Source organism: Cryobacterium sp. HLT2-28, assembly GCF_004402495.1.
Classification (GTDB): Bacteria; Actinomycetota; Actinomycetes; order Actinomycetales; family Microbacteriaceae; genus Cryobacterium; species Cryobacterium mannosilyticum.
Window position 1 is genome coordinate 36,745 of the sequence record NZ_SOFH01000021.1, and the last position, 20,369, is coordinate 57,113.

The 20,369-nt window shown below is 70.9% G+C and carries 13 protein-coding genes and 1 pseudogene; 6 read left to right on the plus strand and 8 right to left on the minus strand.

What is annotated here, in order from left to right; genetic code table 11:
• Positions 1–397: 397 nt before the first annotated feature.
• Complete coding sequence (locus E3O48_RS10350) at positions 398–925, plus strand: flavodoxin domain-containing protein (RefSeq protein ID WP_134538628.1); 528 nt, start codon at positions 398–400, stop codon at positions 923–925.
• Positions 926–940: 15 nt separating this feature from the next.
• On the opposite strand, the gene E3O48_RS10355 is transcribed toward E3O48_RS10350, so the two are convergent.
• Both E3O48_RS10355 and E3O48_RS10360 read right to left on the minus strand, forming a co-directional pair.
• Positions 941–4,048, minus strand: a complete 3,108-nt coding sequence (locus tag E3O48_RS10355) for a DEAD/DEAH box helicase (protein ID WP_134538630.1) — start codon at positions 4,046–4,048, stop codon at positions 941–943.
• Between the two features lie 144 nt (positions 4,049–4,192).
• Positions 4,193–6,364 carry a S9 family peptidase gene (locus E3O48_RS10360; protein WP_134538632.1) on the minus strand — a complete coding sequence of 724 codons (2,172 nt, stop codon included), beginning with the start codon at positions 6,362–6,364 and terminating at the stop codon, positions 4,193–4,195.
• Positions 6,365–6,458: 94 nt separating this feature from the next.
• On the opposite strand from E3O48_RS10360, the gene E3O48_RS10365 reads away from it, so the two are divergent.
• Complete coding sequence (locus E3O48_RS10365; RefSeq protein WP_134538634.1) at positions 6,459–7,175, plus strand: HAD family phosphatase; 717 nt, start codon at positions 6,459–6,461, stop codon at positions 7,173–7,175.
• Here the strand turns inward: E3O48_RS10365 and E3O48_RS10370 are convergent, their stop codons facing one another.
• Complete coding sequence (locus tag E3O48_RS10370; RefSeq protein WP_134538636.1) at positions 7,176–7,562, minus strand: VOC family protein; 387 nt, start codon at positions 7,560–7,562, stop codon at positions 7,176–7,178.
• Positions 7,563–7,695: 133 nt separating this feature from the next.
• Here E3O48_RS10370 and E3O48_RS10375 point away from each other — a divergent pair, with 133 nt between their 5' ends.
• From E3O48_RS10375 to E3O48_RS18025, 3 genes are all read left to right on the plus strand, one after another.
• Positions 7,696–8,985 carry an LCP family protein gene (locus tag E3O48_RS10375; protein WP_134538637.1) on the plus strand — a complete coding sequence of 430 codons (1,290 nt, stop codon included), beginning with the start codon at positions 7,696–7,698 and terminating at the stop codon, positions 8,983–8,985.
• A 125-nt stretch (positions 8,986–9,110) separates the two neighbouring features.
• On the plus strand, positions 9,111–9,917 hold the full coding sequence (locus E3O48_RS10380) for a tryptophan-rich sensory protein (RefSeq protein ID WP_134538639.1): 807 nt from the start codon (positions 9,111–9,113) through the stop codon (positions 9,915–9,917).
• Positions 9,914–11,578 (plus strand): DHA2 family efflux MFS transporter permease subunit, encoded by a 1,665-nt coding sequence (locus E3O48_RS18025; RefSeq protein ID WP_134538641.1) that lies wholly within the window; start codon positions 9,914–9,916, stop codon positions 11,576–11,578. The genes E3O48_RS10380 and E3O48_RS18025 overlap by 4 nt, the downstream gene beginning before the upstream one ends.
• A 224-nt stretch (positions 11,579–11,802) precedes the next feature.
• Here E3O48_RS18025 and E3O48_RS18030 read toward each other — a convergent pair.
• The 3 genes and pseudogenes from E3O48_RS18030 to E3O48_RS10400 form a co-directional block, all read right to left on the minus strand.
• Positions 11,803–13,017 (minus strand): annotated as a pseudogene (locus E3O48_RS18030) (putative Ig domain-containing protein); the annotation flags it as partial.
• A 203-nt stretch (positions 13,018–13,220) separates the two neighbouring features.
• Entirely contained in the window at positions 13,221–14,252 is a 1,032-nt protein-coding gene (locus tag E3O48_RS10395; protein ID WP_174774789.1) for an FHA domain-containing protein, read from the minus strand.
• 2 nt (positions 14,253–14,254) lie between these two features.
• Positions 14,255–14,458 carry a hypothetical protein gene (locus E3O48_RS10400; protein WP_134511045.1) on the minus strand — a complete coding sequence of 68 codons (204 nt, stop codon included), beginning with the start codon at positions 14,456–14,458 and terminating at the stop codon, positions 14,255–14,257.
• A 294-nt stretch (positions 14,459–14,752) separates the two neighbouring features.
• Here E3O48_RS10400 and E3O48_RS10405 point away from each other — a divergent pair, with 294 nt between their 5' ends.
• On the plus strand, positions 14,753–18,238 hold the full coding sequence (locus E3O48_RS10405; RefSeq protein ID WP_134538645.1) for a bifunctional RecB family nuclease/DEAD/DEAH box helicase: 3,486 nt from the start codon (positions 14,753–14,755) through the stop codon (positions 18,236–18,238).
• 55 nt (positions 18,239–18,293) lie between these two features.
• Here E3O48_RS10405 and E3O48_RS10410 read toward each other — a convergent pair whose 3' ends face one another.
• Together E3O48_RS10410 and ptsP are read right to left on the minus strand one after the other, a co-directional pair.
• Positions 18,294–18,572, minus strand: coding sequence for an HPr family phosphocarrier protein (locus tag E3O48_RS10410; RefSeq protein WP_134511029.1), 279 nt, complete (start codon positions 18,570–18,572; stop codon positions 18,294–18,296).
• Positions 18,573–18,655: 83 nt separating this feature from the next.
• Positions 18,656–20,341 (minus strand): phosphoenolpyruvate--protein phosphotransferase, encoded by a 1,686-nt coding sequence (gene ptsP, locus E3O48_RS10415; RefSeq protein ID WP_134538647.1) that lies wholly within the window; start codon positions 20,339–20,341, stop codon positions 18,656–18,658.
• Positions 20,342–20,369: the final 28 nt, after the last annotated feature.

Below are 20,369 nucleotides of genomic sequence, written 5' to 3' on the forward strand. Positions count from 1 at the left end.
CAGCCACATGCCGGACCGACTGAAGTACCCCAGTACCGGACCGCGTAGACGCGCAAAATTGTTCAACTGCATGGAACTCCCGGACTGACGTTTGTTCAGCGTAGCAGCGGGATGCCGGTGAGCCACGCTGGAGATGCTCCGAGCCGGGGACCAATCCTGGCATCGTCCGCACGAATTCGGAGAAAAGGTCGATGACGTTCAGGGTGGCGACGGCGATCGCGACGGTGAAGATGACGGCCTGGACCCAGCTGGTCGCCAGCCCCCGGCCGGATCGGCGCTTGACGACGACGGAGCGGCCGATCACGGAGCTCGCCGGGTGGGGGACGGGCGGGAACCGGCTGCGGCCCTCGGTCGTTACGATTGAGGTACCCAGGCAGGAAAACAGGAGGCACTCATCATGACGGTACTCGTGGGGTTCTCGAGCAAGTACGGTGCGACCGAGGGAATAGCCGAGCGCATCGCGCGCAAGTTGCGCGAGGCGGGCCGTGACACGATCGCCCGGCCCCTCGCATCCGTGGACAAGCCGGCGGATTACGACGCCTTCGTGCTCGGCAGTGCGGTCTACATGGGGTCGTGGCGCAAGGAGGCTACCGAATTCGTGCGCGGACACCTGGCGGAGCTGGCCGGCAAGCCGGTTTGGTTGTTCAGCAGCGGACCACTCGGCACCGACCCGAAGGATGCCGAGGGGCGCGACAAGCTCAAGGAAGCCGAACCGAAGCAGTTCGAGGAGTTCGGTGAGGCGCTGAGCCCGCGCGGGCGCCAGGTGTTCTTCGGCGCCCTCGATCCGGGCGTGCTCGGTCGCCGGGACCGGCTGGTGCGGCGCATCCCGTCCGGGCGAGAGCTGTTGCCCGAGGGTGATTTCCGCGACTGGGCTGCGATCGACGAGTGGGCGGCCGGGATCGCCGAGGAGCTGGCCGCGGGCTGAGCCCGTCGCCGGGGCTCAGGGTTCGAGCAGGCCGCGGATATCGTCGGCCGTGAGCGCGTCGCTGAAGCCGGCGTCGCCGGCCGTGCCGGCACCGTCGAGCACCGAGCCGGTGAGCGCCGCCTTCTGCTCCTTGAGCGCCATCACCTTCTCCTCGATCGTGTCGGTGGCGACCATCCGGTAGACCATCACGTTCTTCGTCTGACCGATCCGGTGAGTACGGTCCACGGCTTGCGTCTCGGTGGCCGGGTTCCACCACGGATCGAGCAGGAAGACATAGTCCGCCTCGGTGAGGTTCAGGCCGAACCCGCCCGCCTTGAGGCTGATCAGGAACACCGGCGCGGCGCCCTGCTTGAACCGGTCGATCACCGCCGAACGATGCAGCGTCGACCCGTCGAGGTAGCAGTAGGCGATTCCCGCGGCATCGAGCCGTGCCGCCGCCTTGCCGAGGAATGAGGTGAATTGGCTGAAGACGAGCGCCCGGTGTCCCTCGGCGACGACGTCTTCGAGCTGGTCGAACAGGGCGTCCAGTTTGCTCGAGGACACCCCGGCATATTTTTCGTCGACCAGCGAGGGGTCCAGGCTGAGCATGCGCAGCAGGGTCAGCGACCGGAAGACGATGAACCGGTTCTGGTCCAGGTCTTCGATCAGGCCGAACAGCTTCTGCCGCTCCCGTTGCAGGAACGTGTCGTAGAGCCGCCGGTGCCGCGGGTTCAACTCGATCTGCAGGGTCTGTTCCTGTTTGGGCGGCAGTTCCGGAGCGACGACGTCCTTGGTGCGGCGCAGCATCAGGGGCCGGATGCGGCGGCGCAGCCGATGGATCAGCGCCGGGTCGGCCGGGGCCGTTGCGGGTCGCAGGTAATCCTCGGCGAAGCGGCGGGCCGAGGGGAAGAGGCCGGGGGCGACGACAGCGAACAGGGCCCACAGTTCGAGCAGGTTGTTCTCCATCGGCGTTCCGGTGAGGGCGAGCTTGAACGGGGTGTCCAGGTCCCGGGCGCAGAGGTGCACCTTCGAGGCTCGGTTCTTGATGAACTGGGCCTCGTCGAGGATCAGCCCCGCCCAGCCGGCGGCCTGGTAGGCCTCGAAGTCGAGGCGGAAGAGCGCGTAGGAGGTGACGACGACGTCGACGCCGGCCGCGGCATCCTCGATCGGTGCCCCACCGGCCGCCTCGGTCGCGGTGACGGCGCGCATGAAGAGGCCGGGCGTGAACCGGGCGGCCTCGGCGAGCCAATTGGAGACCACCGAGGTCGGGGCGACGACCAGGAACGGCCGTCGGCCCGGGGTGCGCGGCTGCGCGGTGGCGTGGGCGAGCAGCGTCAGGGTCTGCAAGGTCTTGCCGAGCCCCATGTCGTCGGCGAGGATGCCGCCGAGCCGGTGCTCCCAGAGGAAGGCGAGCCAGGCGAAGCCGTGCAGCTGGTAGGGGCGCAGGGTGGCCTGGAGTCCGGCCGGCAGGCAAACGGACCCTGGCTCGGCGAGGGCGCGCTGCCCGCCGGCGGGGTGGTCGCCCGCGGTGAGGGCGAGCAGCCCGGCCACGGCGGACCGCCACGCCACGGCCTGCACGGTCTCGTCGGCGAGGTCCTCGAACTCGGACCAGAGGGCGGCCTGGTGACGGCTGATCCGCAACCCGGTGTCCCACTCCTGCAGGGCACGGGCTTCGGCGATGAGCTCGTGCAGCCGCTCGAACACCGGCTGGCGCAGCGAGAGGTAGCTGTTGTCGACCAGAAGCAGCTTGGCCTTCCCCTTGGCCAGGGCCTTGAAGAGGGGGCCGAACGGCACACTCCGGCCGTCGACGGTGACCAGCACGCCGAGGTCGAACCAGTCGCGCTGATCGGTCTCGACCGTGCTGACGGTGAGCTTGGGAACCGCCGTGAGCTCATGGTAGTCGGGAGGGTCGCCGACGACGTCGACGCGCACGCCCGGCACCGAGCGGAGCCTCGGCAGGCTCCGCTCGGCGAACTCGGCCGTCTCGATGTCGTGCAGGTGGCGGGGTGCCGGGCCGGGCGCCGGGTTGCCTTCCAGCCGGAGGGTGTCGGCCGCGTCGGCGAGGATGGTGGCTTCAGGGGTGTCGGCAGTCTCGGGGCCGGGGGTGTCGGTGGCGAGAGTATCGGCTTCGGGTGTGTCGGCGTCGGGTGTGCCGGCGTCGCGGGCGTCGGGCACCGGCCGGAGCGGGCTCCGGGTCACGCGGGCACCCTCCCGGTGCTCCCAGTGCCACTCGAGCTCCAGCGCCTGCTTCGGCCGGAATCGTGCCGTGAGCACGAGCACGGGCGGGTCTGCCTCGGGGAAGTGCACCGAGGCATCCGTGCTCGTGACCGGGAGGGTGTGCCGCAGAGCGGGGTAGAAGACGGTCAGGAACTCGGCCACGTCGGACTCCGGCACGTCGACCCTGCCCGGCTGCCCGAGCAGCCGGAGCTGTTCGCGGCTGAGCGGCCGGTCGGCGGGGGCCAGGGTGAGCTGTGGCCGGGCGCCGAGCTCCCAGGCGTAGAGACCGTGGCTGCCGATGGCGCCGGCGTGTTCGGCGGGGTGGGCGTCGCCGTCGATCAGCAGCCGGGTGGCCAGGCGGAGACCCTCGTCGACCGCGTCGGCGCTCGCGTCGAGGCTCAGGAGGGCCGTGCGGCCCACCGTGACCTCGGCATCCTTCTTGCTGCCGACCAAACGGAGGCCGATCGCGGCGGCCTCGTCGAAGAGAGTCCAGAGCAGCGGGCTGGTGAAGTCGTCGAGGTAGAGCCAGTCGGCCTCCTGGCCGGTGTACACGCCGCGCACCGCCCGGTGCAGGGCGAGCAGTTGGCTGAGCCATCGGTGGTGGTCGGGGTTGAGATTGAGCCGGTTCAGGTGGAATCCGAGCTGGTTCCAGGACACGTTCGTGCGCACCCAGCTGCCCCGCGCGCTCAGAATGACCGGCCGCACCCCGAGCCGGAGCTCGCCGTGCCCGGGCCGGACTGTGGTCACCGCTCGCGCCGTCGGCCCGCGCCAACGCTCATTCGTGCGGGGGGTCTGCTCGCGCAGCTCGAACTGCAGCCCCATCGACACCGGCGCGCCGCCGGCGGCGGGGGAGCCGGGCGCCTCGGCGGCAGGCCCCGCGATGCGCTTCCACTCGGCGGATGCCGCTGGAGTCCCGGAGCGCGACATGGCTCCATGCTCTCACGCGCGGCCCGGGCCCCGCGGCACGTTGGATCGGAGAAAATCCCGACGCGCCGGGGAACGCGGCGGCGGCACCGGCGTGGCGCGAGAATCTCCATCCCGGAGTGGGCGGAGCGGGCGGAGCGGGGCCCGCTACTCGGGGAGCGTGGCCTCCCCGGACGGATGCGCGCCCGCGACGTCGATCAGCCAGGCGAAGTCGAAGGCCCGTTCGCGCCAGGCGGCGTAGCGCCCGGACACCCCGCCGTGGCCGGCCGACATCTCGGTCTTCAGCAGCGCATCCGCCCCGACCTCGCGCAGCCGGGCCACCCACTTGGCCGGCTCGACGTAGAGCACCCGGGTGTCGTTCAGGCTGGTCACGGCGAGGATGCGCGGGTACCGGGTCGCGCGCACGTTCTCGAGCGGGGAATACCCCTTCATGTACGCGTACACCTCGGGGTCGTGCAACGGGTCGCCCCACTCGTCCCACTCGATCACGGTGAGCGGCAGCGACGGATCGAGGATCGAGGTGAGCGGGTCGACGAACGGCACGGCGGCGTGGATGCCGGCGAACAGCTCCGGCGCCAGGTTCGCGACCGCGCCCATCAGCAGCCCGCCGGCGCTGCCGCCGTCGGCGACGAGCCGGTCGGGGCTGGTCACGTCCAGGTCGACCAGGTGCCGGGCGCAGTCGATGAAGTCTGTGAAGCTGTTGCGTTTGTGCAGCTTCTTGCCCTGTTCGTACCAGGGGCGGCCCAGTTCGCCGCCGCCGCGCACGTGGGCGATGGCGAAGACCATGCCGCGGTCGAGCAGGCTCAGCCGCGGGATGCTGAAGCCGGGGTCGATGCTGTGTTCGTACGCCCCGTAGCCGTAGAGGACGGTCGGCGCCGGCACCCCCGGGCGCACCAGGTCGCGGCGGAAGACCAGGGAGATCGGCACGCGGGTGCCGTCCGCGGCCGTCGCCCACTCGCGACGCTGTTCGAACAGGCCCGGGTCGTAGCGGCCGAGCACCGGCTGCTGCTTGAGCAGGCGGCGCTCGCCGGTGGCGACGACATGGTCGTACACGGTCGACGGCGTGAGGAAGCTGGTGTAGCCGAACCGCACCGTGGGCTGGTCCCACTCCGGGTTGGCGCCGGCGCCCACGGTGAAGAGCGGCTCGTCGAAGGTGAGTTCGGCGAAGTCGAGCCCGCCGGAGCCGGAGCCAGAGTCAGAGTCAGAGCCGGAGCCGGTATCGGTGCGGGCGATGGCCACCCGGGTGAGCCCGTCCCGGCGGTATTCGGCGGTGACGAAGTCGCGGAACGCGTCGACGCCCTCCAGACGTACGGCGTCGTCGTGGGGCAGCAGCATCCGCTGCGGACCCTGGGGGTCCGCCGCGGCCACGCTGACCAGTTCGAAGTTGACCGCGTGGTCGTTGTGCACGATCAGCAGGCGGTCTTCGCCGTTGACGACGGCGTGCTCCACGTCGTATTCGACGCCGTCGCGGCGCGGCCAGACCACGACGAACTCGCCGGTCGGGTCGGCCGCGGCGAGCAGCCGGGTCTCGGTGGTCACGCTCGACCCGGCCTCGACCAGCAGGAACTTGCGGCTGCGGGTGACGCCGACGCCCACCCAGAACCGTTCGTCCGGTTCGTGGAACACCTCGCTGTCGACGGATGCCTCCGCGCCGACCTCGTGCCGCCAGACGGTGTCCGGCCGCCAGGCGTCGTCGACCGTGGTGTAGAAGAGGTAGCGGCCACTCGGATCGAACAGGGCGCCCTCGGCGGTGTCCTCGATCTCGTCGGGGAGGTTCTGCCCGGTGGCCAGGTCGCGCACCCGGATCGTGTACCGCTCGTCTCCCTCGGTGTCGACGGCGTAGAGCAGCCGGCTCCCGTCGGCGCTGACATCGAAGCTGCCGAGGGAGTAGAAATCGTGCCCGGCCGCTTCGGCGTTGTCGTCGAGCAGCTGCTGCTCGCCCGGGAGCCCGGCCGCGGCCGGGTCGCCGTCGGCGGTGATCACCGGCGGCTCCCAGTCGTCCGGCCCGGTGATCGGGGCCCGGCAGTGGATGCCGTACTCCTGCCCCTCGACCGTGCGGGTGTAGTACCACCACCGGCCCTCGCGCACGGGCACACTGAGGTCGGTCTCCTGGGTGCGGCCCTTGAACTCCTCGAAGAGCTGCTCCCGCAGCAGTTCGAGGTGGGCGGTGCGGGCATCCGTGTAGTCGTTCTCGGCGCCGAGATGGGCGAGGACGGCCGGGTCATCCTTGTCGCGCAGCCACTCGTAGTCGTCGATGTAGACGTCGTCGTGGTGCACCCGCCGGGTCGGTTTCTTCGCCGCAAGGGGAGGAATGATCATTGGTCCAGCGTACGGGGGAGCACCCGTGCGCGCCGGTGCGGGAGAATTGCCGGGTGACCGGAGCCGACAATCGCGGCCCCGGGAAAGGACACCCATGACGAACGCCCCGACCGCCCCGACCGACCCGACCGCGCCTCGGGAGTCTCCCGACACCTCGAACACCCTGCTCGGCCGGGTCTTCGAGGCCGTGCTGTTCGACATGGACGGTACCCTCGTCGACTCGACCAACGCCGTCAACCGGTCCTGGCGGCGCTGGGCCGACGAAGCCGGCCTCGGCGAGTCGTTCCAGGGTGCCCGCCACGGGGTGCCGGCCCGCCAGATGCTCGCCACGCTGGTGCCGGCCGACCAGGTCGACCAGGCCGTCGTGCGGCTGACCGAGCTCGAGCTGGCCGACACCGGCGACATCGCGATCCTCCCCGGCGCGGGGGAGCTGCTCGCGAGTATCCCCGAGCACCGGCGGGCGATCGTCACCTCCGCCACCCGGGCGCTCTGCCTGGTGCGCCTGACCGCCGCCGGCGTGCCCACCGTCGCCACCGTCGTGACGATCGAGGAGACGAGCCGGGGCAAGCCGTTCCCCGAGCCGTTCCTGGCCGCCGCCGCGCGCCTCGGCGTCGACCCGGCCCGCTGCCTCGTCGTGGAGGACGCTCCGGCCGGCCTGGAGGCAGCCCGGGCCGCCGGCTGCGCGACCATCGGCGTCGAGGGCACCCACGCGGCGGCCGACCTGGTCGCCGACCTCGTCGTGCCCGGCCTGGACCGGCTTCGCATCCTGGTGCAGGACGACGGGGTCAGGTTCGATCTGCTGCCGGCCTAGTCAGCTCTGGTAGATCTCCAGCGGGAGGCCGTCGGGGTCACGGAAGAAGAACATGGCCTTGTCGTTGTTCGGGTCCACCCGCAGTTCCTCGCAGTCGACGCCCTTCCGCAGGAGTTCGGCGTGGGCCGCCGCTACGTCGTCGACCTCGAAGGCCAGGTGGCGCAGGCCGAGCGCCTCCGGGCCGCTGCGCCGCGGCGGGGTGTCCGGGAACGAGAACAGTTCGATCAGGTAGTGCCCGTTCAGGGCGAGCTTGCCCATCCAGGAATCCCGTTCGGCCCGGAAGTACTCGGCCTCGAGGGTGGCGCCGAGCACGTCCTGGTAGAACGCCTTGGACGCTTCGTAGTCGCTGGCGATGATGGCGATGTGGTGCACTCCGTTTATCCGCATCCCGGCAGTCTGGCACGGCCGCCGTGGCTCCCAGGGGCGCACTCTGTGAGGCATCCACAGGAATATTCAGGGCGCACACGGGTGCGGACTATATGGTGGGCGATTAGTGCAAAAAACCGAGACAGGGAGATCAATGGCACGGGAGCAGGAGCCGATCGGGCGTGGAGACGCCCGTCGCCAGGCCAAAGCGACCGGTCTGGTGCGCCACAAAGGCCACTCCCGCTGGCGCGAATTCTGGGGGCCGCTGCTCAAGGTCGTCGCGATCACGCTGGCCGTCGCACTGGTGAGCGGGGCATCCGTCGCCGCCATCGCCGTGAACCAGCTCGCCACCAAGGTCGCCGCCAACTCGGTGGACATCTCCAACGGCAAGAAGCCTGCGAAAACCGCAAAGGCGGCCTCCTTCGCCGGCGGTTTCAACGTGCTGGTCGTCGGTGTCGACAACTCCACCGCCCAGGGCCAGTCCTACGGCGAACGCGATTCGACCCTGAACGACGTCAACATCCTGCTGCACGTCTCCGCAGACCATAAGAGCGCCGTCGTCGTCAGCATCCCGCGTGACCTCGTCATCGCCCAGCCCGAGTGCACCAACCCCGACACCGGCGATGTCAACCCCGCCGTCGACGCCGAGGCGGTCAACGCGTCCTACGGTCGCGGCGGCCTCGGCTGCGTCGTCTCGACGGTCTCCGAACTTACCGGCCTGGACATCCCCTTCGCCGGGCTGATCTCCTTCGAAGGCACCGTGGCAATGGCGGATGCCGTCGGCGGCGTTCCGATCTGCCTCAACGATGCCATCGAAGACCCTGCCTCCGGCCTCAACCTCCCCGCGGGCACCAGCGTCGTCGCCGGCCAGACGGCCCTCTCCTACCTGCGCAGCCGCCACGGCGTCGGCGACGGCAGCGACCTGTCCCGCATCTCGTCGCAGCAGGCCTACATGTCCTCGCTGATGCGGGTGATGAAGAGCAACTCGACCCTCACCGACGTGTCGAAGCTCACCGGCCTGGCCAACGCGGCCGGCACGAACCTCAAGCTCTCCACCTCGCTCGCGAACATCCCCACGATGGTGAGCATGGCGCTCGCGCTGAAGGACATCGACCTGAACAAGCTCGTCTTCGTGCAGTACCCGTCGGCGGAGGATCCCGAAAACACCGCGAAGCTCGTGCCGTCGGAGGAGCTCGCCACTGCGCTGTTCGCCAAGGTGAAAGCCGACCAGCCGTTCACCCTCGACGAGAACTCACTCGGCAACGGCGCCCAGGCGGACCCGGCCGCGCCGGCTCCCGCAGAAACCCCGGCACCGGCTGAGACGGCCGACTCGGCCGCGACCGACCCGGCCGCGACGCCGGCCCCCGCCGCGCCGGAAACGATCGCCGGGCTGCGCGGCCAGACCGCGAATCAGCAGACCTGCTCCATCGCCTACGACTACTGACCCGGCTGGTGAGCCCGTCTGACTCGACCTGACCCGGCGGGGTTCGGGCCGGGCGGGCCCTTTTCCGCACCCTCATCCAGTGCTAACGTCAACTAGCTAAGCTAATTGACTATTAGGAGGATGAGATGAAACAGGGCAGTGACCTTCTCCGCCAGGGCGTCGTGCTGGTCAGCGCGATCCTGGCGATCATCGGCTCATTCATCGGTTCGGGTGCGGCCGGCGGCACGCCGATCCAGAACGCGTCGGGCGGTGCACTTGCCGCCGACGCCACCCTTATCGCCCCCGCCGTTCCGGCGTTCGGCATCTGGACCCCGATTTACCTCGGCCTGATCGGCTACGCCATCTGGCAGTTCCTGCCCGCGCAGAAGACGGATGCCCGTCAGCGTCGCCTCGGCTACCCGGTAGCGGCGTCGCTCCTGCTGAACGCGGCGTGGATCCTGAGCGTGCAGTTCGACCAGCTCTGGTTGAGCGTGTCGGTGATCGTGCTGCTGCTCGCCGTGCTCGTGCTGACGTTCCGGATCACCCTGGCTTCGCGTCCGAAGAACCTGATCGAGACCGTTCTCGCCGATGGCACGATCGGCCTCTACCTCGGCTGGGTCTGCGTGGCGACCGCCGCCAACGTGACCGCGGTCCTCGTGGCGGCCGGCTTCGACGGGTTCGGCGCCTCGCCGGACGGGTGGGCTGTCGCCATCGTGGCCGTCGCCGGGCTCGTCGGGGTGTTGCTCGCCGTCGCCGGCCGCGGGCGTCTCGCCCCCGCCGTGTCCCTGTCCTGGGGACTGGCCTGGCTGGCCGTCGCGCGGCTGACCGGCAGCCCGCCGTCCACTCCGGCGGCGGTCGCGGCCCTGGTCGCCGTCGCCGTCATCGTCATTCTCACCCTCACCCTGCGCCTGCGCGGCGCACGGTCCGTCGCTCCCCGATTGGCCACCGCATGAGCATCCCCGCCTCCGACCGTGCCGCGCGACCCGCCGACGCCACGGGGTCTCCCCGTCGCCGCTGGGCCGGCCTGGTCTTCATCAGCGTCGCCGTCGCGCTCATCATCGTCGATTCCACGATCATCAACGTGGCCATCCCCTCGATCGTCGACGACCTCGCCATCACCTCCACCCAGGTGCAGTGGGTGCAGGAGAGCTACACGCTCGTCTTCGCGGCGCTGCTGCTGGTGTTCGGCACCCTCGCTGACCGGTACGGGCGCCGCCGCATCCTGTTGCTCGGCGTCGTCGTCTTCGCCGCGGCATCCGTGCTCGCCGCGTTCTCCGGATCGGGCGATCTTCTGATCGGCGCGCGCCTGGTCCAGGGCGTCGGCGGGGCCATGGTGCTGCCGACCACCCTGTCGCTGATCAACGCCACCTTCCGCGGCCGCGACCGTGGCATCGCGTTCGCCATCTGGGGCTCCACGATCGGCGGCATGGTCGCCGTCGGCCCGCTTCTCGGTGGCTGGCTCACCACCTACTTCTCCTGGCGCTGGGCGTTCGGCATCAACGTGCCCCTCGGCATCATCATCGTCATCGGCGTGCTCACCTTCGTGGTCGAATCGCGGAATGCCGGCGAGCCGCGCCGGGTTGACGTCGTCGGCGCCGTGCTCTCGGTGATCACCAGCGCGTCGCTCGTCTTCGGGCTGATCGAGGGGCGCAGCTACGGCTGGTGGCTGACCAACAAGGCGATGGTGGTCGGCGACTGGACCTGGCCGTTCGAGCTGTCGCCGATCCCGTTCGTGTTCGCGATCACGCTCGTCGCGGGGGCGGCGTTCGTCGCCTGGGGTCTGCACCGCCAGCGCACGGGCCGCACCACCCTGCTCGCCTTCTCACTGTTCCGGATCGCCTCGTTCCGCAACGGCAACATCGCGGCCATGATCGTCTCGCTCGGCGAGTTCGGGATCATCCTCTCCCTGCCGCTCTGGCTGCAGAACGTGCTCGGCTACGATGCGCTGCAGACCGGTTTCGTGCTGCTCGCCCTTGCCCTCGGCTCCTTCGTGGCGAGCGGCCTGGCCGGCGCGTTCGGCAACAAGGTCTCGCCCGAGACCATCGTGCGGCTGGGCATCGTCGCGGAGATCATCGGCGTCACGGGTCTCGGGGTCGTCATCTCGAAGGATGCCACCTGGCTGTCGGTCGTGCCGTTCCTCTTCGTCTACGGCATCGGCGTCGGCCTCGCGACGGCGCAACTGACCGGGGTCGTGCTCAAGGACGTGCCGGTCGAGAAGAGCGGCCAGGGCTCCGGTACCTCGAGCACGGCCAGACAGATCGGTTCCGCCCTGGGTATCGCCGTGCTCGGCACCGTGCTGTTCACCTCGGTCGGGGCGTCGCTCGACGCGAAACTCGCCGACGTCCCCGGCATCCCGGCGGTCGCGCAGTCCCAGATCGTCGACGCCGTCGTCGACAGCGCCGGTGCGGCCATCCCGGCGCTCGAGGCCCGGAGCCCGGCCCTCGCGGATGCCGCGCGGGACGCGTTCAGCGAGGGCACCCGGTACTCCGCCTTCGCCGCCGCCGGTTTCCTCGTGCTCGGCTTCCTGGCGACGCTGCGGCTCTCCGGCACTGCTCCGCACCGGGTTCCCCGTGAAGCGGATGCCGCCCCCGCCGGAGTCGGCGGTTCCGCCTGAATCGACCCGGCGTCACCGCACGGCGCCCTGGGCTCCGCGTCAGGGAAGGCGCCGGCGTGGGCGGCGGAGCCACACGAGAGCGGCACCGGCGAGGATGAGCGCCGCCGCGGCGGCCGCCCCACCGAGGTCGACGCCGGTGCGGGCCAGGTGCGGCTTCGCGGGACGCCCGGCGCGGCCGGACCCGGCTGGGCTGGTGCTGCCGCGGGGGCGATCACGATCGAGTAGGTTGCCGTCGCGGCGGGGTTGCCACCGGTGTTGTCGTCATCGGCGACGGAGATGACGACCGAACTGGTCCCGGCGGCCGAAGGTGTACCGGCGATCACTCCGGTCGCCGAGTCGAGGATCAGGCCGTGGGGGAGAGACCCGCCGATGATCCGGAAGACGGGGTTGGAGAGGCCGGAGGCCGTCAGAATGAAGCGGTACGCGCTGCCGACGAGGCCGCTGGACGGCGGCCCGGAGGTGATGGCAGGCAGGTCGGCGAGCACGGTGACGGTGCTGCCATCCGTGCTGCCCACGTAGGCGCGGTGCGTCCCCGGGTCGACGGCGACACCGTAGGGCGCGTTGGGCACCGGGACGGTCGCGGTGACCGTGTTGGCGGCGGCGTCGATCACCGACACGGTGTTGCCGTTGATGTTGGTGACGAAGACGGTCCGGTTCGACGGGTCGACCGCGACCCGGTACGGGGCGGTGCCGACAGCGATGGTGGCGGTCACGGCGGCGGTGCTGCCGTCGATGACCGAGACGGTGTTGTCGCCCGCGTTCGTGACATAGACGGTGTGGCTGGTCGAATCGACGGCGACGCCATAGGGGAACGCCCCGACCGGGATGGTACCGACGATGCTGGTGCCCTCGAGCACGGTGACCGTGGCGTTGTCCGCGTCCGTGACGTAGGCGGCATGGCTGCCGGTGTCGACGGCGACTCCCTTGACGTTGGTGCCGACCGTGACGCTGCCCGTGACCGACTCCGTTGCGCCGTCGACCAGAGTCACCGTGCCGCTGTCCGGGGAGGTGACGTAGACGGCCCTGGTTCCGGGGTCCACGGCGACCTGGTCGGCAGGGAAGCCGAGGTCGATCGTGCCGGTCACGGCATCCGTCGCGCCGTCGATCACGGAGACCCGGTTGTCACCGGTGACATACACGGTGTGGGTCACGGGGTCGACCGCGACGCCGGTGGCTCCTGAGGGGAGGGGAATGGTCGCGGCGACGACCCCCGCGTCGATGACCGACACCGCGGCGGGAGAGCCGGCGGCGACGTAGACGGTGTTCGTGCCCTCGTCGACGGCAACCCCGAACGGGTTGAAGCCCACCGGGATGGTGTCGGCGACGGCCCAGGCCGCGGAGGCGGCCTCGAGTGCGACCGGGGCGACGACCATCGCGCCGGCCAGGGCGAGTGCCGCGCCGGCCCGGAGCCCCGGACGACCGGCGGAGGGTGTGCGCATGGAGTCTCCCGTCGTCCGTGGGGACAGCCGTCGATGGGGACAGTAGTCGCCCAGCGGGCACTCCGATAGGGACGGGACCCCCCCGAATGCGGGGCGTATGGGTCGGCGCGGCCGGCGGCATCCGTCGCGGCGCACCCTACGCAAGCGGGCGCACGCTTTGCGGTGCGCCGGCTTCCCGAGGGTGCGCCGCGACCGGGTCCGCCTCAGATCTCGGAATCGTCCAATCGTCCAGCCAGGTCAGGGCGCGCGTCGCGATCCTGTCGAGCGCTGCTCGCACCGGTGCCGGACCGCGCGGCCCCGGTGCGCTCCGGCGGAGCCGCGGGGCGGGCGGGCTGCGGTCGCTGCACGGCGAGTTCGCCGCCAAGCCGGCCGCCGAACGGTCGACCGTGGTCGGCGTATTCCTCCCGGAAGTAGGCCATTCGCCACGGCCCCATTTCGATCCGGGCGCCGGTGCGCAGAATCTGTCCGCCGCCGTGCGGCCGAACCTCCTGCTTCGTGCCGCCGGCCACCGGGCCGAGGGGGAACAGGACGTATTCGTCGTTCCGGTCGTGACGGATTTCGGCGTGCACCGGTTGCAGACCGTCCAGCCGGAGGTCGCAGTCCGGTCCGGACCCGATCGTGGTGACCCCGGGCAGCAGATCGAACTCTCGCGGTGCCTGTCCGTTCCAGTTCTCCGAGCCGACGACGAACACCAGCCGAGGCCGTCCGGCACCCGGCGCGTAGTGCGTCGTCGTGATCCGGCGGCGGATCCGCCGGTCGAATGTCGGGACCAACGGGAACAGGGTCGACGGCGGCAATGGCACGGTGGGCAGCGGTGGCGCCCCCCGGCGCCGGGACCGCCGCCGCAGCAGCGGCGTGAGTGCGGCCCGGCTTCCGAGGACGATATGGGACGACCCGGTCAGGACCCGCTGGAGCGGGGGTGACGTCACCGCTCCCACGCGAACGATGAGGCCGTTCGGCCCGCTCAGCGACACGGTCAGGCCGCGGTCGGCGAGATCGGCCGCGATCCGGCGAAGGTCCTTCAGCCTGACCGCCGGGGACACGAACAGCTCGGGCTTGCCGGCGAAGATCTCCACGTCGAGGCCGGCGGCCTTGACCGTGCCCGACATCGTCTCGACGGTCGGCGTCGGCACCGCCGCACCGGCCGCCCTCTGGTCCGCCGCGGTCGAGGGGGGCGGGCTCGGCTGGACCAGGGAGAAGGCCAGGTCGATGTCCAGCCGGGTGGTCGCGGTCATGGCTACTGGGGGAGGGATTCGGCGCCGGCGTTCTCACTCGTGGTGACGCGCAGGGTGCCGTTGAGCTTCCAGGTCGCCCGCGGTGCGTCGGGTCCGATGTCCCGCGGCACCTCGACGGTCATGTCGATGAAGCTGTAGTTGATGACGGCACTCTTGCCGGTGAGATAGGACCACATCTCCTTGCCGAGGTCGGTCCAGTCCTGGATGCTGTGGGCCCCGGGTCCGTTCGCGCCGGTTTCGGCGGGCGAGGTCTGGTCTGTGGTCGAATCGTTCGTCACGGTGCACTCTCTTTCGGTTTCACCGGGATGAGACTGGCTCAGGCAGGTGCGGAACCGTCCCGGATCCGGGTCCGTCTGCTCCGGCAACCAGCTGCGCCACTGCCTGCCGTGACGCCAGAGTAGTTGAGGCCCGACCGTCCGGAGCGAATCCACAGCAGGCTCTCAGGACGACACCGTCGGAGGGTTCGGTTAGCCTCGGGGGAGCACCCCTGGAGGCTAACCGTGTTCCTGCTCGATCCCGGCACCATCGTCTACTCAGCGAGCGACCTCAGCGCCGCCGCCGGCTGCGAATGGGCGCTGATGCGCAGGCTCGACGCGAAACTCGGGCGGATCGACCCGATCGCCGAGACCGCCGACGCCATGCTCGCGCGCACCGCCGAGCTCGGCGATGCCCACGAACTGCGGATGCTCACCCGGCTGCGGGAGACCCGCCAGGTCGTCGAGATCGAACGCCCCGCCCTCGCCGAGATCGGCTCCGCCGTGCGGGCGAGCGAGGCGGCGCTCACCGGTGGCGCCGAGGTGGTCTTCCAGGCCGCCTTCTTCGACGGCCGGTTCCTCGGCTACGCGGACTTCATCATCCGCTCCGACGACGGCGCGAGCTACGAGGTGTACGACACGAAGCTGGCGCGCAAGGCGAAGATCACCGCGTTGCTCCAGCTCGCTGCCTACAGTGACCAGCTCGAACGGATGGGCATCCCGACGGGGGAGCAGGTACACCTCCTGCTCGGCGACGGGCGCACGAGTTCGCACCGGCTGCGGGACATCCTGCCCGTCTACCGCACCCGCCGGGCCAGGCTGGAACGCCTCGTCGACGACCGGCTCGCCGACACCGGGCCGACCGAGTGGGGCGACCCGCGCTACACCGCCTGCGGGCGCTGCGACCTCTGCGACGACCAGGTGCAGCAGCACCGCGACGTGCTGCTCGTGGCCAACCTGCGGCTCAGCCAGCGCGCGAAACTGCGCGCCGCCGGCGTGGCGACGATCGAACAGCTGGCGGCGGCGGTGGGCCCGGTCCCCGGCCTTTCGGATGCCACGCTGCACACGCTCAGCGAGCAGGCCAGGCTGCAGGTCACGCCGGCCGGCGCCGACCGGCCCGTGAACTGGGAGGTGATCAACCCGCTCGCGCTCCAGGCGCTGCCGGCACCCGACCCGGGCGACATCTTCTTCGATTTCGAGGGCGACCCGCTGTACCAGGAAGACGCGGGCGAGGCCGGCCAGGCCGGCGTTGTCTGGGGGCTGGACTACCTCTTCGGCCTGGTCGAGCCCGACGACACCTTCCGCTCGTTCTGGGCGCACAGCCACGCCGACGAACGCCGGGCACTGGTCGAGTTCCTGGACTACGTGCGAGCGCGGCGGGAGCGCCATCCGGGGATGCACATCTACCACTACGCCCCCTACGAACGCACCCACCTGCTCACCCTCGCGGCCCGGCACGGAGTGGGCGAGGACGCCGTCGACGGCCTGCTCAGGGACCACGTCCTCGTCGACCTCTACCCGGTGGTGCGGCAGGGCCTGCGCATCGGCAGCCGCAGCTACTCGCTGAAGAAGCTCGAGCCGCTTTACATGGGCAGCGAGGAGCGCGAGGGCGTCGCCAACGCCGCCGACTCGATCACCGAGTACGTGCGGTCGCGCGAGCTGCTGGCGGACGGCGACGCGGATGCCGCGGCCGACGTTCTCGCCGACATCGCCCGGTACAACGCCTACGACTGCCGCTCCACCCGGCGGCTCCGCGACTGGCTGCTCGAGCGCGCCGCCGAGAGCGCGGTTCCCGCGGCGGCGGCCGCGGAGCCGGCCTTCGACCTTCCGGTGCGCGAGCCCGACCCCGTCTACCTCGAGCTCACCGACCTCCTCGCCGCGGTGGCACCCGCCGATCGGAGCACCGACCAGACCGCGCTCGCCCTGGCCGCCGCCGCGATCGACTATCACCGGCGGGAGCAGAAGTCATTCTGGTGGGACCACTACTCGCGCCTCGGTTCGCCCGTAGACGAGTGGGCCGACACCCGCGATGTGCTCGTCGTGGACTCCGTCACCGTGCAGACGGGGTGGCACCGGGAGGGCCGGCAACGCCTCGACCGGCGGCTGCTGCGGATCTCGGGCGCGCTCGCCCCCGGCAGCTCTCTCAAGGTCGGACAGAACCCGTTCCTGCTCTACGACCCGCCGTATCCGCCGATCCGGCCCAGCGCCGAGCCGGGCGCGCGCACCGCGCACAACAAGGCCACCATCGTCGAGGCGATCGACGAGTCGGTGTTCGTCGTCGAGGAGATCCTCGAGCGGGACGCCCCCACCCACCACGAACTGCCGATCGCGCTGACCCCCGGCACCCCGCCGCCGGCCGGCAGCCAGGTCGGGGCGATCTCGGAATGGGGCCGGGCCGTGCTCGGCGCCTGGCCGGAGCCGGTGCCGGATGCCGCGTTCGACCTGCTCCGGCGCCGGCCGCCACGCCTCCGGGCCGGCCCGGCCGACGCGCCCGGAGGCACCGCGGAGCACGGCCTCGCCCGGCCGCGGGACGGCGACGTGCAGCCGGCAATCCTGGACAGCCTGTTGCGCCTTGACCATTCCTACCTCGCGGTGCAGGGACCGCCCGGCACCGGCAAGACCTACGTCGGGTCGAGGGTGATCGCCGACCTCGTCGTCAACCACGGCTGGACGATCGGCGTTGTCGCCCAGTCCCACGCCGCAGTGGAGAACATGCTCCGCGCGGTGCTCACCGCCGGCGAAACGGTCGGCCTCGACCCCGACCGGGTCGGCAAGAAGGCCAGGAAGGGCGAGGAGAACAAGCCCGTTCCGTGGGCGCTGCTCGACACCCGGACCTTCGGCGCGTTCACCGGCCGCCCCGGCGGCTGGGTGGTCGGCGGCACGGCCTGGGACTTCAGCAACGCCGACCGGTTGCCACGCGGGTCCCTCGACCTGCTCGTCGTCGACGAGGCCGGCCAGTTCTCCCTGGCCAGCACGATCGCCGCGGCCGTGTCGACGGAGCGACTGCTGCTCCTGGGCGATCCGCAGCAACTGCCGCAGGTGAGCCAGGGCACCCACCCGGAACCTGTCGACGTGTCCGCCCTCGGCTGGCTGAGTGACGGGCACCGTGTGCTCCCGGCCGAATTCGGCTACTTCCTCGCCACCAGCTGGCGGATGCACCCCGCGGTCTGCGCTCCCGTCTCGGCGCTGTCCTATGAGGGCAAGCTGCTCTCGCACCCGTCGGACCGCAGCCTGGCCGGGGTGACTCCCGGACTGCACCCGCTGCCGGTGGCACATTCCGGCAACGCGACCTCATCGGTCGAGGAGGCGGAGGAAGTGGTCGGGCTCGTGGCCGACCTGCTGGGGCGACCCTGGACATCCGCGGGGGTCACCGCGCCGCTCGGGCAGCAAGACGTGATCGTCGTGGCTCCGTACAATGCCCAGGTGGAACTCCTCCGCGGCAGGCTGAAGGCGACCGGTTTCGGCCTGGTGCCGGTCGGGACCGTGGACAAGTTCCAGGGGCGGGAGGCGGCGGTCGCGATCGTCTCACTCGCGGCGTCGGCCGCCGAGGACGTGCCACGGGGCCTCGAGTTCCTGCTCCTCGCGAACCGGCTGAACGTGGCCGTCTCGAGGGCGCAGTGGGCGGCCTGGCTGGTCTATTCGCCGGCGCTGACCGAGTCGCTGCCGACCAGCGTCGAGGTGCTCACCCAGCTGAGCGCGTTCATCACGCTGGTGACCCCCGCCGGGTCGTAGCGGGGCGCCGGGCCTGGCCGACCGGGACAGGCCGGCCAGGGGGAACGTCCGGGTGTTACTCGGCGTCGAGGTCGGTCTCGAGGATCTTGACGAGGGCTTCGAGGGCCTCGTCGGCGCCCTCACCCTCGGCGCGGAGCACGACGACGTCACCGTTGGCGGCGCCGAGGCTCATCAGGCTCAGGATGCTCGAGGCATCCATTGCGTCTTCGACCGGGTCGGCCTCGAGGCCGATGGTGACCTCGATCGGCAGTTCGCCGACGGCCGCGGCGAAGATGGACGCGGGGCGGGCGTGCAGGCCCACCCTGCTGGCGATGGTGGCTTTACGTTCGGACATGGTTTCTCCTCATTTGGTGCTCGTCGAGTTGTGCCCGGCGATCGTGGGGCGGCGCGGTGCGCCGCGAAATGGTGCGTCGGGGCTCAGAGGCCCAGCTTTTCGAGGATCGGCAGCTCGACGCGCACGCGGCTGCGCGCTTCGTCGGCGTTCCGGGCCGAGAGAGCCAGCTCGGCCAGGCGCTTCGCCTCGTCGAGGGTGACGCTCTTCAGCACAGCGCCGACGGCGGAGAGCGAACGTGCGGTCATCGAGAGCGTCGCGACGCCGAGACCGACGAGCACGACGGCGAGCACGGGGTCAGCCGCGGCCTCGCCGCAGACGCCGACGGGCTTGTTCTTGCCCTGGGCGATCGAACCGGCGACGGTCAGCTTGATCAAATGCAGCACGGCCGGCTGCCACGGCGAGTTCAGCGCGGCAAGGGTGCCGAGCTGACGGTCGGCGGCCATCGTGTACTGGGTGAGGTCGTTCGTGCCGAGACTGACGAAGTCGACCTCGCCGAGGATCCGATCCGCGAGCAGCGCCGCGGACGGCACCTCGACCATGACCCCGGGGATCTTCAGCCCGGCGACGCGGCACATCGCGGCGAAGTCGGCGGCCTCGTCGACGGTCGCGATCATCGGCGCCATCACCCACACTTCGGCGGGGGAATCGGTGGCCGCGGTGGCGATCGCGGTGAGCTGGCGCTTGAGCACGCCGGGGGTGGTCAGGTCGGTGCGGTAGCCGCGCACACCCAGGGACGGGTTGGGCTCGGTGGTGTCGGTCAGGAACGGGAGGGGCTTGTCGGCGCCGGCGTCGAGGGTGCGCACGACGACCTTCTTGCCCGGGAACGCGTCGAAGACACCGCGGTAGGCGACGACCTGCTCGTCGATGGTCGGTTCGGTGTCGCGCTCGAGGAAGCAGAACTCGGTGCGGAGCAGACCGACGCCCTGGGCGCCGAGCTCGGCGGCCTTGACCGCGTCCACGGCGCCGCCCACGTTGGCGAGCAGGGGCACGAGGTGCCCGTCGGCGGTGCTGCCCGTGCCGTCGAACACGGCGAGGGTTTCAGCGGCGAGCAGCCAGGCCGCAACCAGCGCCTGCTCGTCGGCGCCGGGGTTGACGCTGACGGTGCCGGCGGCGCCGTCGACGTAGACCTCGGTGCCGTCGACGAGTTCGTCGACGCCGGGGGCGGCGACCACGGCCGGCAGGCCGAGGGCGCGGGCGATAATGGCGGTGTGCGACTGCGGGCCGCCGCCGGAGGTGACCAGGGCCAGGACCTTCGCCGGGTCCAGGGTGGCGGTGTCGGCGGGGGCGAGGTCCTCCGCCACGAGAATAAAGGGTTCGGTGGATTGCGGGATCCCGGGCGCAGGCACCCCGCGCAGCTCCGCGACGATGCGTGCGCGAACGTCGAGGACATCCGTGGCCCGGTCTGCCATGTAGCCGCCGAGATTGTGCAGCATCTCGGCGACGGATGCGCCGGATTCCCAGATCGCCCGCTCGGCCGAGGTGCCGGTGGCAATGAGTTTCACGGCCGCCTTGATCAGCATGGGATCGGCTGCCATCAGCGCGGTGGCCTCGAGGACTGCCTTGCTGGCACCCGTTGCGGCCGCGGCGCGCCCCTGGAGCTCGGCTTGCACGACCTTCGACGCCGCGCGCAGACTGGCCGTGGCCTCATCCGCTGTCGTCGAGGACGACATGCGCTCACCGACGGGGGGTTCGCTGACCGGTTTCGGCATCTGTCGGACGGAACCGATGATCCGTCCTGGGCTGACGCCTACTCCAGAGAAATTCTGCACGGGATAACCTCTTTCATGCGCAGCGATT

Coding starts and splice junctions, on each gene's coding strand:
- E3O48_RS10370 (WP_134538636.1), bottom strand. CDS start 7,562: ATGCGGATAAACGGAGTGCACCACATCGCCATCATCGCCAGCGACTAC.
- E3O48_RS10350 (WP_134538628.1), top strand. CDS start 398: ATGACGGTACTCGTGGGGTTCTCGAGCAAGTACGGTGCGACCGAGGGA.
- E3O48_RS10380 (WP_134538639.1), top strand. CDS start 9,111: ATGAAACAGGGCAGTGACCTTCTCCGCCAGGGCGTCGTGCTGGTCAGC.
- E3O48_RS18025 (WP_134538641.1), top strand. CDS start 9,914: ATGAGCATCCCCGCCTCCGACCGTGCCGCGCGACCCGCCGACGCCACG.
- E3O48_RS10365 (WP_134538634.1), top strand. CDS start 6,459: ATGACGAACGCCCCGACCGCCCCGACCGACCCGACCGCGCCTCGGGAG.
- E3O48_RS10375 (WP_134538637.1), top strand. CDS start 7,696: ATGGCACGGGAGCAGGAGCCGATCGGGCGTGGAGACGCCCGTCGCCAG.
- E3O48_RS10410 (WP_134511029.1), bottom strand. CDS start 18,572: ATGTCCGAACGTAAAGCCACCATCGCCAGCAGGGTGGGCCTGCACGCC.
- E3O48_RS10395 (WP_174774789.1), bottom strand. CDS start 14,252: ATGACCGCGACCACCCGGCTGGACATCGACCTGGCCTTCTCCCTGGTC.
- E3O48_RS10360 (WP_134538632.1), bottom strand. CDS start 6,364: ATGATCATTCCTCCCCTTGCGGCGAAGAAACCGACCCGGCGGGTGCAC.
- E3O48_RS10355 (WP_134538630.1), bottom strand. CDS start 4,048: ATGTCGCGCTCCGGGACTCCAGCGGCATCCGCCGAGTGGAAGCGCATC.